Here is a 13,872-nt window from a genome sequence, read left to right on the forward strand (position 1 = left end):
CTGCTGACTGCTGACTGCTGACTGCTGACTGCTGGCCGCGACCGATGGCCGCGACCGGTGGCCGCGACCGGTGGCCGCGACTGGTGGCCGCGACCGGTGGCCGCGACTGGTGGCCGCGACCGGTGGCCGCGACCGGTGGCCCCGACCGGTGGCCCCGCCCGCCGGAGCCGCGACCGCTGACGCCGCGAGCGGTCGGGATTCGTCAGCCGGCGAAGTCGGAGTCGTCCGTCCACGCGGCGATGTCGACACCGTGGTTGTCGGGAGAGGTGAGCGTCCACCACTCGGGAGCGTGGGAGTCGTCGGCCAGGCGGCCGCCGGCGGCGAGCGCCGCGGCGACGCGGGCATCGACCTGATCGCGAGGCACCGAGATATCGATGTGCGTGCGGCCCCGGCCGGACTTCGCCGGCTCGAGGGGGTGGAACCACACGTGTGGGCCGCGTCGGAGGGGATCGATCGCATCTTCGGCGCCGAGCGGGTCGTACCCGAGCGCGGCGCTCCAGAACGGCCGCACGTGGGCATCGGGACCCTGGGCGACGGCGATGCCGACGACCGTGAGTACGGACGGGTCGGGCTCGAGGCCGAGCTCGCGGGCAGCGCGCGAGACCGATGCAGCGAGCTCGGCATCCGTCCTGGTCAACGCGCCGTCGCGGCGACTGAATGTCTTGACGAACACCCCTTCGGGGCGCAGGTCGATGTCGGGGGAGTGGTCGAGTGTGTCGGCGATGGTGACGATCTCGGCTACCAGACGGGCGCCCTGCGCGAACGAGTCCGCGCGGAAGAACGCGTGCGCACCCCAGTACAGGACGCGCCAATCGTCCACGCCCTCCGACTCGTGGAAGGCCCGCGCGCTGATCGTCTCGAGCTCGGGTTCGATGGTGCCGTCCCCGAGCGGCGGCTGCGCGAGGATGATGCGTGCGAGCTGCTGCGGGCGCGTCAGCTGTGGCCAATGCCCCGTCGGCAGGTCGATGAAGGTGACGTCCTCGAGGGTCGTGAACTCCTGGACGGACGCCGCGCCCTCAGCGATCCACGAGCGAAGGTCGGCGACGGTGTACTCGGTGGCGACGGCCGTGACGGGAATCGCTCGCCGACGATCGTCGTGGAGATGCTGGATGCCGGTGACCACCCCGGCCGGGGAGGGGATCGCGTAGGCCCGCAACGCTGCCATGCCGCCCTCGCCGAGGTCGCGCAGGTCTGCCTCGTCGAACTCACTCCACTCGGGAAGCGGCAGATCGGCGCCCACGGGTTCGTAGCCGGAGAGCAGCGGTGCACCGTCGGGCGTCGGGAATCCGCCGATGAGGATGAGCCGGGCGACGCGGTCGGGGCGTGCATCGGCCGCCGCATAGACGATGCCCGCGCCGGCGGAATGCCCGACCAGCACCACCTGGTCACCCGGCGCCGCATCGATCGCCGCCACGACGGCCGCGACGTGGTCGTCGAGCGTGATCGCCGAGCGATCGGCGTCGGCTGATTCCATTCCGGGAAGCGTGAGCGCGACGGGGCGGTGACCGGCCCGCTCGAGGGCCGGCGCGACCTCGTACCACGCCCATCCGCCCATCCACAGGCCGGCGACCAGGATGATGTCCACTTCGACTCCTCTGCGTGACGACGGTGTCGTGCGTGACGACAGTGCAGCCAGTGTGACGTGAGCCTCAGACATTCGCGACGGAGGGAATACGTCATCGCCGCCCACGATTGACTCTGATACCCCTAGGGGGTATGACCATCTCGTACCGATGAGGAGAACGCCGTGACCGAATCGAATCGCGACCGCGACCGGGGCGGAGTCGCGCACGACGAACAGCCGGCCGTCGAGCGTGACCATGCCGAACACGACGACAGCGCCATGCGCGACCACGCCGCGATGGCTCACGACGACCACGACCACGCCGCGATGGGTCACGCCGACCACGGCGCCCACGCCGGCCACGCGGGTCACGGCGCGGACCACGTCGCGCAGTTCCGCCGGCTCTTCTGGATCAACCTCGCGCTGGCCATCCCGGTGGTCGCGTTCTCGGGCATGTTCGCGATGGTCCTCGGCTACGCGCTGCCCGACGCACCGTTCGTGCGGTGGATCTCGCCGCTGCTCGGCACGGTGATGTACTTCTGGGGCGGGTGGCCGTTCCTCACGGGTGCGGTGTCGGAGCTGCGAGCCCGCACGCCCGGGATGATGCTCCTCATCGGGCTCGCCATCACCGTCGCCTTCTTCGCGTCATGGGGTGCGAGCCTCGGCCTGCTCCACCACGAGCTGGAGTTCTGGTGGGAGCTCGCCCTCCTCATCGTCATCATGCTGCTCGGTCACTGGATGGAGATGCGCTCGCTCGCTCAGACGACGTCGGCGCTCGACTCGCTCGCGGCGCTCCTTCCCGACGAGGCGGAGCGCGTCGAGGGCGACCGCATCGTGACGGTGGCCCCTGCCGAGCTGCGCGTCGGCGACGTGGTCGTGGTCCGTCCGGGCGGCAGCGTGCCGGCCGACGGGCGCATCGTCGACGGCCTCGCCGACATGGACGAGTCCATGGTCTCGGGCGAGTCCCGGACCGTATCGCGCACAACGGGCGACCCGGTCACGGCCGGCACCGTCGCCACCGACTCGGGACTCCGGGTCGAGGTCACGGCGACCGGCGACGACACCACGCTCGCCGGCATCCAGCGGCTCGTCGCAGCAGCGCAGAACTCGACATCGCGGGCGCAGCGCCTCGCCGACCGTGCGGCCGGTTGGCTGTTCTGGTTCGCCCTCGGCGCCGCCGTGCTGACAGCGGTCGTATGGACCGCTTTCGGGATGCCGGATGAAGCGGTCGTGCGCACCATCACCGTGCTCGTCATCGCGTGCCCCCACGCGCTGGGGCTCGCCATCCCGCTCGTTGTGTCGATCGCGACCGAGCGCGCGGCGCGCGGCGGGGTGCTGATCAAGGACCGGCTCGCACTCGAGAGCATGCGCACCATCGGCGCAGTGCTCTTCGACAAGACCGGCACGCTCACGAAGGGTGAGCCCACGGTCACGGATGTCGCGCTCGCCGCAGTCGCACCGCTGGACGCCGATGCCGTCCTGGCGCTGGCAGCGTCCGCCGAGGCCGACAGCGAGCACCCGCTCGCCAAGGCGATCGTCCGGGCCGCCGAGGCGCGAGGGCTCACCCTCGCGGCAGCCACGGGCTTCGCGTCGTCGCCCGCTGTCGGCGTGACGGCGACGGTCGACGGACACGTCGTCCGCGTCGGAGGTCCGCGCCTGCTCGAAGAGGTCGGCGGCGCAGACGTGCCCGCGTCGGCCGAGTGGCGCGCGCAGGGGGCGATCGTGCTCCACATCGTGCGGGACGGCGAGGTCGTCGGCGGGCTCGCGCTGGCCGACGAGATCCGGCCCGAGTCGCGCGAGGCGGTCGACGCGCTCCACAAGCTCGGTGTCGAGGTCGTCATGATCACCGGGGACGCGGAGCCTGTGGCCCGCGCTGTCGCCCAGGAGCTCGGCATCCGTCGAGTGTTCGCGGGCGTCCGCCCTGAAGACAAGGAGCGCAAGGTCGCCGAGCTCCAGGCCGAAGGGCTGAAGGTCGCGATGGTGGGCGACGGCGTCAACGATGCGCCCGCGCTGGCGCGAGCCGACGTCGGCATCGCGATCGGCGCCGGCACCGACGTCGCGATCGCCTCCGCGGGGGTCATCCTCGCATCGAGCGACCCGCGCTCGGTGCTGTCGGTCATCGAGCTGTCGCGTGCGAGCTACCGCAAGATGACGCAGAACCTGTGGTGGGCGGCGGGGTACAACCTCATCTCGGTGCCGCTCGCCGCGGGCGTGCTCGCGCCGATCGGATTCGTCCTGCCGATGTCCGTCGGTGCGATCCTGATGTCGCTGTCGACGGTGGTGGTGGCGCTGAACGCCCAGCTGCTGCGGCGGCTCGACCTCCGTCCCGGGCGCAGTGCGCGGAGCGTGTGGGACCGGTGACCCCCCGCGGTCACGTCCGGCAGCGGCCAGCCCGCCGCGGGACGGGGACCTCGCGCCGCGGCGGAGGGTCGGCCGCGACGATAGGGTTTGATGATGACGACGACTCCTCCCGGCTGGTACGACGACGGTCACGGCGCACTGCGCTGGTGGGACGGAGCGCAATGGACGGAACACGTCGCGCAGCCCGATCCCGAATCGTCGCCGGCCCCGACCGAGGCTGAGATCGTCGCCGAGCAGCTGGGGTTCGAGCAGCCGGCAGCGGCCCCCGCGGTCGCGCCGGCCACCCCGTCGGCCGCGGAGCCCGCCGGTTCCGCGTCCCTCGACGCCGTCTCGCCTCCGGTCGCGGGGCCGCCCGAGGTTCCCGGACAGCCGGCGTCCGCCGCCGCGCAGCAGTATGCCGCCGCTCAGCAGTATCCCGCCGCTCAGCAGTACCCGCCCGCGGCGCCGGGTGCCTACCCGGGTGCGCCCGTCGGCGGCGGATTCGTCGCGGCGACCGAGCCGCGCAAGTCGAAGCTGTGGATCCTGTGGGTCGTGCTGGGCGTGGTGCTCCTGGGCATCGTGATCGCCGCCGCGGTGGTCATCCCGCTTCTCTTCCTCTCCGCCACCACGGCGAACGGCGGTGCGCAGTCCGACGACGAGCGCGCGGCGGTCGCCGCGGTCGAGGTCTACGACGATGCCTGGCAGGAGGGCGACTGCGACGCGTTCACCTCAGCGACCTCGGAGCTGTTCCGCACCGACAACGGCTTCACCGACTGCGCCACCTTCGAAGCCGAATCGGACGCCTTCGACCAGAACTTCGATGACTACGAGCTGACCGTCACCGATGTCGAGACCCAGGGCGACGAGATCGCGGTGACCACGAGCGAGACGTTCACGGCGCTCGTCGACGCCGACGGCCAGCCTTCCGACCCGGCGCCGGGTTCGACGGTGTACCACTACACGCTCGTGCAGGTCGACGGCGCGTGGGTGATCGACGCGCTGACGTACGAATGAGCGCGCCCGAGACAGCGCGCCCGCCGCACGACGCCCGGTTCTACCTCGCCTGCATCGGGATCGGGCTCCTGGCCGGTTTGCTGTCGGGCCTGTTCGGGGTGGGCGGCGGCACGGTCATCGTGCCGTTCCTGGTGCTGCTGCTGCGCTTCGACCAGCGACTCGCGGCGGGGACGTCCTTGGCGGCGATCGTGCCGACGGCGGCCGTCGGCGTGATCTCGTACGCCGTGCACGGCTCCGTGGCCTGGATCCCGGCGCTGCTCCTCGCTGCGGGCGCCGTCGTCGGCGCGCAGCTCGGGACGTGGCTGCTTCCGCGTCTGTCGCTCACCGTCCTGCGATGGGCGTTCGTCGGATTCCTCGTCGCCGTGATCGTGAGCCTGTTCGTGGTCATCCCCTCGCGCGACTCCGAACTCTCCCTCACCCTGCTGAGCGGCGCCGCCCTGGTCGTGCTGGGCGTGGTCACCGGCATCCTGTCGGGACTCATCGGCGTGGGAGGCGGGATCATCGTGGTCCCGGCGCTGATGGTGCTGTTCGGCACCAGCGATCTCGTCGCGAAGGGCACGTCGCTGCTCATGATGATCCCGACCGCGGTGTCGGGCACCATCGGCAACGTCCGCCGGCGCAACGTCGACCTCGTCGCCGCGGCGATCGTCGGCGTGGCGGCGTGCACGACGACTGCTCTGGGCGCGTGGGCGGCGGTCCTGCTCGACCCGTTCGTGGCCAACGTTCTCTTCGCCGCGTACCTCCTGGTCATCGCGGTGCAGATGGCGCTGCGCGCCTGGCGGGGTCGCCCCCGCCCGACGTGATCCGGTCGGCGGGAGTCTGAACCTTCCGCGGCGAACCGGGCGATTCGGGCCCAAGCCGGGGCTTTCCCCGGCGAGACCGGGGAATCGCGCCGAAACCAGGGGCGACGCCCCGAGTCTCGACGGAGACCCCCTGGTTCGGCGAGTGGGTGCTCGTCCGCCGCCCTGCCGGCCCGGCGGAAGCCGCTCGGTAGGATGGCCTGGTGCCAGTGAACCCCGAGCTCGTCGGCCGCGACTTCGCGCCGACGGCCCCCTACCTCGTGGGTCGCGAGAAGGTGCGCGAGTTCGCGCGTGCCGTCTTCGCCGATGACCCACAGCACAGCGACCCCGCCGCCGCGCAGGCGCTCGGCTATGCCGACGTCGTCGCGCCGCCGACCTTCGCGATCGTCGTCACGGATGCGACGCTGCAGCAGCTGCTCGGCGAGCCCGACTCGGGCATCGTGCTGCAGAACGTGCTGCACGCCGAGCAGAAGTTCCGCTATTCGCGGCCGATCGTCGCCGGCGACGAGCTCACCGCGCGACTCTCGGTCACCGGCATCCGTGCCATGGGGGCGGCAGCGATGGTGACGAGCGAGTCCGAGATCACGGATGCCGCGGGCGAGCATGTCGTCACCGCGACGTCCATCCTGCTCGTGGGGGAGGGCGACCAGTGAGCGCGCTGACGAACCTCACCGTCGGGGATGTCGTGGCGGAGCGCACGGTGCATCTCACCCGCGAGTCGCTCGTGCGCTATGCCGGGGCATCCGGGGACTTCAACCCGATCCACTACCGCGACGACATCGCGGCCGCGGTGGGCCTTCCCGGCGTCCTCGCCCACGGCATGCTGACCATGGGCCTCGCCGTCGGCACGATCGAGTCGTGGCTCGGTGACACCGGACGCATCCTCGAGTACGGCGTGCGGTTCACCAAGCCCGTCGTCGTCGATCCCGAGACCGGCGCCGACGTGACCGTCGTCGCGAAGGTGGGCGCCGTCGATGACGAATCGGCCCGCATCGACCTCACCGTCTCGTTCAACGACGCAACTGTGCTGGTCAAGGCGCAGGTTCGCGTCCGGACCGTCTGACGCATGCCCGACGTCACTCCCCTTCCACTGTCGCGCCTGACGACGCTGCGCACCGGCGGTGAGCCCGCGCGCATGATCGACGCGCCGACGACCGACGAGCTGGTCGCAGCGCTGCGCGACGTCTGGGCTTCCGTCGACGACTGGCTCGTGCTGGGTGGCGGCTCGAACCTGTTCGTCGGCGACGAGCCCTTCGACGGCACCGTCGTACGCGTGCTCACCCAGGGCATCGAACGGATGCCGTCGCCCTTGGCCGGACGCGTGCGGCTGCGGGTGCAGGCGGGCCACGACTGGGACGCCCTCGTCGCCTACGCGGTGGCCGAGGGCCTCGGCGGCGTCGAGGCGATGTCGGGGATCCCCGGCACCGTCGGCGCCGCTCCGGTGCAGAACATCGGCGCGTACGGTCAGGAGATCGTGCAGACGCTCAGCGAGGTGGAGCTCCTCGACGAGTCGACCGGCGAAGTCTCGACGGTGCCCGCCGCAGAGCTCGGGCTGGGCTTCCGGACCTCCGTGCTCAAGCATCACTACGGCTCGGCGCCGTCTCGACGCGCGGTGATCCTGTCGGTGACGCTCGACCTCCCTGAGATCGGTCCGGGCGCCCGCCGCATCGCCGGCGAGCAGCTGCGCACCGCGCTGCGGCTCGGTCCCGACGACGAGGTGACGCTCGCGTGGGTGCGCGAGCGCATCCTCGAGACGCGCCGCAGCAAGGGCATGGTGCTCGATCCCGACGACCCCGACACCTACAGCGCAGGCTCGTTCTTCCAGAACGCGGTGGTCTCGGCATCCTTCGCACGCACGCTCCCCGACGCCTGTCCTCGCTGGCCGGTGCACCCCGACCTCGACCCGGTGCTCGTCATCCCGCTGGCGAACTTCGACGGCTACGTGCCCCCGGCGCCGACCGTCGAATCCGACGTCAAGGTGAGCGCCGGCTGGCTGATCGAGCATGCCGGCGTCCGCAAGGGCTTCAAGCTGCCGCGCTCGCGCGCCGGCCTGTCGACCAAGCACGCGCTGGCCTTGACCAATCGCGGCAGCGCCACGGCCGCCGAGCTCGCCGAGCTCGCCCGCTTCATCCAGGGCCGCGTGCAGTCGGAGTTCGGCCTCGTGCTCCAGCCCGAGCCGGTGCTGATCAACGTCGAGCTCTAGCCGCAGCCCCCTTCGCCGTCCCCGCGGTGGCTCTCGTCGTCGTCCGCGAGCAGCAGCGTTCGGTGCGCGGGCGCCAGGTTCGCCAGCGCCGCCGCCAGTTCCATCATCAGGTCGATTCGCCGTCCCATGGGGTGTCCTTCCGTTGATCGTCCTCATCAAGGACGACGAACGAAGCGGTCACAGGTCGACGTAGGCCCGGTGCGCATTTTGGCGACTCGCCAGCAACTGCACCTGCGGGACGACGTTCTTGGCGAGTCGCCGGAAGCCGGCGGAGTGCGAGAACAGCTGGCGCGTCGCGTCGACACCGCGTTCTTGGCGAGTCGCCAGGAGTGGCGGTCTGCCTGCGTCGCTTTTGGCGAGTCGCCGGAAACTGTTGCTTCCTCCGTCGCTTTTGGCGAGTCGCCAGAACTGTTGCTTCCCTCCGCCGCTTTTGGCGAGTCGCCGAAAACTGTCGGGTGCCACGTGCCTTTTGGCGAGTCGCCGGACACTGTTGCTTTCCTCCGTCGCTTTGGCGAGTCGCCGGACACTGTTGCTTCCCTCCGCCGTTTCTGGCGAGTCGCCAGAAACTGTGGCCTCCCTCCGCCGCTCTTGGCGAGTCGCCGGAAACTGTCGGGTGCCCCGTGCCGTTTTGGCGAGACGCGAGGCCGTTGGCATATACGTGCCGTTCTGCGACTCACACACTGCCGGCCGCGACACGCCGTTCTTGGCGAGTCGCCAGAGTTGTCGCTCTGTGCGGGCCCATTGGCGAGTCGCCAGGAGCCCGGACTCGGGCGGCGGCACGGCGGGCGCGCGCGACCACGCTGGAAGACCGTTCGTCCCCGCGGGGCTCACGCCATGAGAAGGCGGCGGATCCGATCTGCGAGCGCACCCAGGTCGTCGAAGTCTCGCCGTGTGACGACGGTGACCCGGTATCCGAAGGATTCCAACTCCGCGCGCCGGACCTCGTCACGGCTCCACTGATCAGGGTCGCGGTGGTGGTCCCCGTAATACTCGACCACCAGTTTGCGATCCCGATACATGATGTCGACGCGAGCGACGAAACGTGAACCGTCATAGATCTGGACGTTGCACTCCGGGCGGGGCAGTCCTGCTTGATCGAGCGCGCACCGCAGCTCGGACTCCCGCGGCGATTCCGAGTGCTCCGTACAGAGCTCAAGGGCCCGCCGACGGTTCTGAGCGCCGGGTGCGCGCGGCGAAGCGGCGTGCTCAGCCGCCAGTTCTTCTCGCGTGCAACGTCGTCGGCGGCGAGAGATCAGAAAGTCGGTGACTGCGACCAAGGCGGGCAGGTCGAGCTCGGCGGACAGGTCCAGCCAAGTCCGGGCATTGCTGGTCACACGGATCTCTCGACGCGTCTTGAGGTCGGTCGCCCCGATCTGCAGTGACCTCCCGCGGACACCACGTCCACGGATGCGGTTGCTCGGATACGGCACCGCGATTGTCGGTCGACCGAATGCGTCACGGTGAACGGCGGCAGGCAAGGGGAAGCCCAGCACGACCGCTGCCGTCGGGCCACAGGCGAAGGCATGCGAGGGGAGGGCCCGCATGAGGAGTCGGAGGCGCACCCAGCCGTCCACCTCGCGCACGGCGCGCGTGCCGTGAAACGGCGCCAGCAGCCTGCGGCTGCGAAGCTGCGGTTCGGTGATTCCCGCTTCTCGGCCTTCGCGAACAGTGAACGCGGGCACGAGATGCGGTGGCAGCCACGGCGACTTCATGTGTCGATGGTCGGCGTTCGCGCGCTGAGTGGCGGCCCGTGGGCGTGATCTGTGGAGGAATAGCGCGAGCGCACCGTTTGTGGAGGAGACCTTCCCTCGCGCGATGCATTGTCTCGGTCTCTGGCGACTCGCCAAGTTCCGCTGTCGGCGGCGGTCGTTTCTGGCGAATCGCCCGCTCGCTTCTCAACTCCGGAGTGCGGGCTTTGTGGCGACTCGCCAAAACGTTCGGGGGCGGAGCGCACAATGTGGCGACTCGCCAAAACCCGGGGGAGGGGAAAGGGGAGGGAGCAGCGGACGTCGGTCCCTGAGGCGGGCGGCGGATCCCGACCCCCACGAAGAACGACGCACGAACGAAGAACGACGCACGACGAAGAACGACGCACGAGGAAGAACGACGCACGAACGAAGAACGAAGGACGCAGAACGGAGAACGCGGATGCCTCGAACCGAGGCATCCGCGTTCCGTGACGTCGCGCGCGACGGGTGGGACTACGAGGCGAAGAGGCGCTGCAGGCGCTGGACGCCCTCGAGGAGGGCGTCGTCGCCGAGTGCGTACGAGAGGCGCAGGTACCCGGACGGACCGAAGGCCTCGCCGGGCACGACGGCGACCTCGGCCTCTTCGAGGATGAGGTCGGCGAGCTCGAGCGACGTGGTCGGCGTCTTGCCCGCCCACTCCCGGCCGAGCAGGCCTCGCACGTCGGGGTAGGCGTAGAACGCACCCAGCGGCGTGGGCACCTCGACGCCGTCGATCTTCGACAGCTCGGCCACGATCGTGCGGCGGCGGCGGTCGAAGGCCTGACGCATCTGCTCGACCTCGTCCTGCGGGCCGGTGAGGGCTGCGAGCGCCGCGCGCTGCGCGATGTTGTTGACGTTCGAGCACAGGTGCGACTGGAGGTTGCCGGCGATCTTGATCGCCTCCTTCGGCCCGACCATCCAGCCGAGGCGCCAGCCGGTCATCGCGTAGGTCTTCGCGACGCCGTTGACGAGGATCGTCTGGGCCGCGGCATCCGGAACCGCCTCCACGATCGAGACGGCCTTCACCGGCGCGTCCGAGCCGTCGGCCTGCCCTGAGCCTGTCGAAGGGTAGACGAGGTTCTGGTAGATCTCGTCGGTGATGATCCAGACGCCGTGCTCGACGGCCCATTCGCCGATCGCCCGCGTCTCTTCGAGGGTGTACACCGAGCCGGTGGGGTTCGACGGCGACACGAACACGAGCGCCACCGTGCGCTCGGTGCGCGCGGCCTCGAGCTGCGCGACGGTCACCTTGTAGTGCTGGTCGGCTCCGGCGAACACCTCGACGGGGATGCCGTCGGCCAGGGCGATCGCCTCCGGGTAGGTCGTCCAGTACGGCGCCGGCAGGAGCACCTCGTCGCCGGGGTTCACCACGGTCTGGAACGCCTGGTACACCGCCTGCTTGCCGCCGTTGGTGACGATGATCTGCGACGGGTCGACCTCGAGGCCGGAGTCGCGCAGCGTCTTCGCGGCGATCGCCTCACGGAGCGCGGGCAGGCCCGCAGCCGGCGTGTAGCGGAAGTTCGCCGGGTTGTGCAGCGCCTCGGCGGCGGCATCGACGATGAACTGCGGGGTCGCGAAGTCCGGCTCGCCGGCGGCATACGAGATGACCGGCCGGCCGGCGGCCTGCAGCGCCTTGGCCTTGGCATCGACCTTGAGGGTCGCCGACTCGGCGATGGCGCTCAGCTTGCGGGAGAGCGTGGGCGTACGGGTGGGCGGTGCGGGTTCTGTCACGCTTCGAGCGTAGTCGGCGCGCGCGTCGCGGTCAGGGGCCAATCGGGCTCGGCCGGACCGTGACTGTGCGCGATGTCCGGGGCGCGCGACGAAACGTCTGACGGAGCATCCGACCGCAGGCTTCCTGGCGCCGCGACCGCGCGGTACCCTGTGCCTCGTGGAAGCCTGGATGCTGGCAGCCGTCGTGCTCGCGATCGTGCTCGTCATCGCGGGCGGGATCGCCTGGTGGCTCGCGCGCGGCTGCAAGCTGACCATGGTCGGCGCCACCGGCGCGATCGTGGGCGGCGTGCTGTCGCTGATCGCCCTGGTCGTGCTGCTCGACCCCGAGGCGGGCCTCCGCGCCGCCGCGATCATCACGACGGGCTCGGGCGTCTGGCTGCTCGCGTGGGCGCTGGCGGGCGGCATCCATGGCCAGCGGCTGCTCCGCGCGGAAGAGCGAGCGGATGCCGCGGCCGGCGTCGCGCCGGCGGTCCTTCCGCTGACGGCCACCGCCGAGCGCTGACCCGCGGCGGCACGACCCGACCAGGTCTCCGACCCGGCACACCTCCGGCGTCCCGCACGGTGCGAACCTCGGACCGCGGCATCCACCGAATGGGGGATGCCGGTCCCGCAGATGGCCGCTGGTCCAACCCTGTGTGCTCGACCAGGCTGAGGAGCATGCAGATCCAGGCGGGTGAGGATGCGGTCGCGGTACGGGTGCGCGACCTGCGGAAGACGTACGGCGACCGTGCCGTCGTCGACGGGGTGTCGTTCGACATCGCGCGGGGCGAGACGTTCGCCCTGCTCGGTCCGAACGGCGCGGGCAAGTCCACGACGGTCGAGATCCTGGAGGGCTACCGGCGCCGCACCAGCGGCGAGGTGGCGGTGCTCGGTGTCGACCCCGGCCTCGGCGGGCTCGATCTGAAAGCCCGGCTCGGCATCGTCCTCCAGTCGACCGCCCAGTCGGGGCCGGCGACGGTGCGCGAGCAGCTGCGGCAGTTCGCGGGCTTCTATCCGAACCCGCGCGACGTCGACGAGGTCATCGCAGCGGTCGGCCTGCAGGCGCAGGCCAAGACGCGCATCTCGAAGCTGTCGGGCGGGCAGCAGCGGCGCGTCGACGTCGCCCTGGGGATCATCGGGCGTCCCGACCTGCTGTTCCTCGACGAGCCGACGACGGGGTTCGATCCGCACGCGCGCCGCGAGTTCTGGGAGCTCATCCGCGGGCTGCAGCGCGAGGGCACGACGATCCTGCTCACCACCCACTACCTCGACGAGGCCGCGCAGCTCGCCGACCGGGTCGCGGTGATCGCGGCGGGTCGCATGCGGGCGATCGGCCCGGTCGCCGGATTCGGAGGCGAAGAGGCACGCACACCGGTCGTGAAATGGGTGGAGGGCGGGATGCCGCGGCAGGAGCGCACCACGGATCCGTTCGCGTTCGCCACAGCGCTCGCCGCACGTCTCGGCGGCGCGCCGACCGAGCTCGAGATCATCCGTCCGAGCCTCGAGGACATCTACCTGGCGCTCGTCGCCGAGGCCGAGGCCGGGCTTACGCGGCCAGAGGCTCCGCGCGACGCGCCGGCGGCGCGTGGCGGGGTCATCGGGGCCGTCGACGACCCGACGGACACCGCCGCGACGAGGGGAGCAGCGTGATGAGCACAGTGACGCGAAACGTGGCATCGACTCAGACGAGCCGGACGCGGCGCCGCGGGCTTCTCGCCGTCGGTGTCTGGCAAGCCCGTTTCGAGCTGGTCCAGTACTTCCGCTCGGGCGACACCCTCTTCTTCACCTTCCTCTTCCCGATCTTCATGCTGGGGCTGTTCAGCGTGGCATTCGGGTCGGACGGCGACGTGCAGCTCGCACCGAACGTGCCGGCCATCCCGATGGCGCAGCTGTACCTGCCCGGCATGATCGCCGCCGGGCTGCTGCTGTCAGGCTTCCAGAACCTCGCGATGGACATCGCGATCGAGCGCTCCGACGGCATGCTCAAGCGCCTCGGCGGCACGCCGCTGTCGCCGGTGAGCTACTTCATCGGCAAGATCGGCCAGGTTCTCGTGACGGGGGTGCTGCAGTCGGCACTGCTCCTGCTGTTCGCCTCGGTGGTGCTCGGGGTGGAGCTCCCCACTTCGCTCGAGAGCTGGGCGACGTTCGCCTGGGTGTTCGTGCTCGGCATCACCACATCGGCGCTCCTCGGCGTGGCGCTGTCGGCGGTGCCGCGCACGGGCAAGAGCGCGACCGCCGTGGTCGTGCCGATCGCACTCGCCCTGCAGTTCATCTCGGGCGTGTATCTCACGTTCTCGCAGCTGCCGGAGTGGCTCCAGAACGTGGCCGGGTTGTTCCCGCTCAAGTGGATGGCCCAGGGGATGCGCGCCGTCTTCCTGCCCGACCAGTACGCAGCCCTCGAGCAGAACGGCGAGTGGGATCTGAGCGGGGTCGCGATCGCCCTGCTCGTGTGGCTCGTCGTCGGGCTCGTGCTGTCCCGCGTCACGTTCCGGTGGATCCGCCGCGATGCGTGAG

The 13,872-nt window shown here is 70.7% G+C and carries 13 protein-coding genes; 9 read left to right on the forward strand and 4 right to left on the reverse strand.

The genetic code is table 11. The features are described 5' to 3' along the window. Positions 1–202: 202 nt before the first annotated feature. The gene (locus tag NCG93_RS18105) at positions 203–1,585 is read right to left on the reverse strand and encodes an alpha/beta fold hydrolase (protein WP_252787598.1); all 1,383 of its coding nucleotides are present in this window, start codon (positions 1,583–1,585) and stop codon (positions 203–205) included. Between the two features lie 276 nt (positions 1,586–1,861). Here NCG93_RS18105 and NCG93_RS18110 point away from each other — a divergent pair, with 276 nt between their 5' ends. The 6 genes from NCG93_RS18110 (at position 1,862) to NCG93_RS18135 (ending at position 7,921) form a co-directional block, all read left to right on the forward strand. Beyond that, positions 1,862–3,925 carry a heavy metal translocating P-type ATPase gene (locus NCG93_RS18110; protein WP_241741735.1) on the forward strand — a complete coding sequence of 688 codons (2,064 nt, stop codon included), beginning with the start codon at positions 1,862–1,864 and terminating at the stop codon, positions 3,923–3,925. A gap of 93 nt (positions 3,926–4,018) precedes the next feature. Further along, a complete protein-coding gene (locus NCG93_RS18115; protein ID WP_194413130.1) occupies positions 4,019–4,918 on the forward strand; it encodes a DUF2510 domain-containing protein in 900 nt (299 codons plus the stop codon). After that, complete coding sequence (locus NCG93_RS18120) at positions 4,915–5,721, forward strand: sulfite exporter TauE/SafE family protein (protein ID WP_194413131.1); 807 nt, start codon at positions 4,915–4,917, stop codon at positions 5,719–5,721. Before NCG93_RS18115 ends, NCG93_RS18120 begins: the two co-directional genes overlap by 4 nt. Positions 5,722–5,921: 200 nt before the next feature. After that, the gene (locus tag NCG93_RS18125) at positions 5,922–6,371 is read left to right on the forward strand and encodes an FAS1-like dehydratase domain-containing protein (RefSeq protein WP_194413132.1); all 450 of its coding nucleotides are present in this window, start codon (positions 5,922–5,924) and stop codon (positions 6,369–6,371) included. 5 nt (positions 6,372–6,376) lie between these two features. Beyond that, positions 6,377–6,781, forward strand: a complete 405-nt coding sequence (locus NCG93_RS18130) for a MaoC/PaaZ C-terminal domain-containing protein (RefSeq protein WP_194413775.1) — start codon at positions 6,377–6,379, stop codon at positions 6,779–6,781. 3 nt (positions 6,782–6,784) lie between these two features. Continuing rightward, positions 6,785–7,921 (forward strand): UDP-N-acetylmuramate dehydrogenase, encoded by a 1,137-nt coding sequence (locus NCG93_RS18135; RefSeq protein WP_194413133.1) that lies wholly within the window; start codon positions 6,785–6,787, stop codon positions 7,919–7,921. Here the strand turns inward: NCG93_RS18135 and NCG93_RS20245 are convergent. From NCG93_RS20245 to NCG93_RS18145, 3 genes are all read right to left on the reverse strand, one after another. After that, a complete protein-coding gene (locus NCG93_RS20245; RefSeq protein ID WP_284444968.1) occupies positions 7,918–8,049 on the reverse strand; it encodes a hypothetical protein in 132 nt (43 codons plus the stop codon). The genes NCG93_RS18135 and NCG93_RS20245 overlap by 4 nt on opposite strands. 699 nt (positions 8,050–8,748) lie before the next feature. Further along, complete coding sequence (locus NCG93_RS18140; RefSeq protein ID WP_194413134.1) at positions 8,749–9,633, reverse strand: putative endonuclease domain-containing protein; 885 nt, start codon at positions 9,631–9,633, stop codon at positions 8,749–8,751. 489 nt (positions 9,634–10,122) lie between these two features. Beyond that, complete coding sequence (locus NCG93_RS18145; protein ID WP_194413135.1) at positions 10,123–11,379, reverse strand: pyridoxal phosphate-dependent aminotransferase; 1,257 nt, start codon at positions 11,377–11,379, stop codon at positions 10,123–10,125. Between the two features lie 157 nt (positions 11,380–11,536). On the opposite strand from NCG93_RS18145, the gene NCG93_RS18150 reads away from it, so the two are divergent. The 3 genes from NCG93_RS18150 to NCG93_RS18160 all read left to right on the forward strand — a co-directional run bounded on the left by NCG93_RS18150 (position 11,537) and on the right by NCG93_RS18160 (position 13,871). Then, positions 11,537–11,881, forward strand: coding sequence for a hypothetical protein (locus NCG93_RS18150; protein ID WP_194413136.1), 345 nt, complete (start codon positions 11,537–11,539; stop codon positions 11,879–11,881). A gap of 155 nt (positions 11,882–12,036) precedes the next feature. Next, entirely contained in the window at positions 12,037–13,008 is a 972-nt protein-coding gene (locus NCG93_RS18155; RefSeq protein ID WP_194413137.1) for an ABC transporter ATP-binding protein, read from the forward strand. After that, complete coding sequence (locus NCG93_RS18160) at positions 13,008–13,871, forward strand: ABC transporter permease (RefSeq protein WP_194413138.1); 864 nt, start codon at positions 13,008–13,010, stop codon at positions 13,869–13,871. Before NCG93_RS18155 ends, NCG93_RS18160 begins: the two co-directional genes overlap by 1 nt. Position 13,872 lies beyond the last annotated feature (1 nt).

Source organism: Microbacterium yannicii (assembly GCF_024055635.1).
GTDB lineage: Bacteria > Actinomycetota > Actinomycetes > Actinomycetales > Microbacteriaceae > Microbacterium > Microbacterium yannicii.

What these genes read in the sequence shown, in the direction of transcription:
- NCG93_RS18110 (WP_241741735.1), top strand. Translation starts at nt 1,862, where the DNA reads ATGGCTCACGACGACCACGACCACGCCGCGATGGGTCACGCCGACCAC.
- NCG93_RS18120 (WP_194413131.1), top strand. Translation starts at nt 4,915, where the DNA reads ATGAGCGCGCCCGAGACAGCGCGCCCGCCGCACGACGCCCGGTTCTAC.
- NCG93_RS18160 (WP_194413138.1), top strand. Translation starts at nt 13,008, where the DNA reads ATGAGCACAGTGACGCGAAACGTGGCATCGACTCAGACGAGCCGGACG.
- NCG93_RS18140 (WP_194413134.1), bottom strand. Translation starts at nt 9,633, where the DNA reads ATGAAGTCGCCGTGGCTGCCACCGCATCTCGTGCCCGCGTTCACTGTT.
- NCG93_RS20245 (WP_284444968.1), bottom strand. Translation starts at nt 8,049, where the DNA reads ATGGGACGGCGAATCGACCTGATGATGGAACTGGCGGCGGCGCTGGCG.
- NCG93_RS18155 (WP_194413137.1), top strand. Translation starts at nt 12,037, where the DNA reads ATGCAGATCCAGGCGGGTGAGGATGCGGTCGCGGTACGGGTGCGCGAC.
- NCG93_RS18135 (WP_194413133.1), top strand. Translation starts at nt 6,785, where the DNA reads ATGCCCGACGTCACTCCCCTTCCACTGTCGCGCCTGACGACGCTGCGC.
- NCG93_RS18115 (WP_194413130.1), top strand. Translation starts at nt 4,019, where the DNA reads ATGACGACGACTCCTCCCGGCTGGTACGACGACGGTCACGGCGCACTG.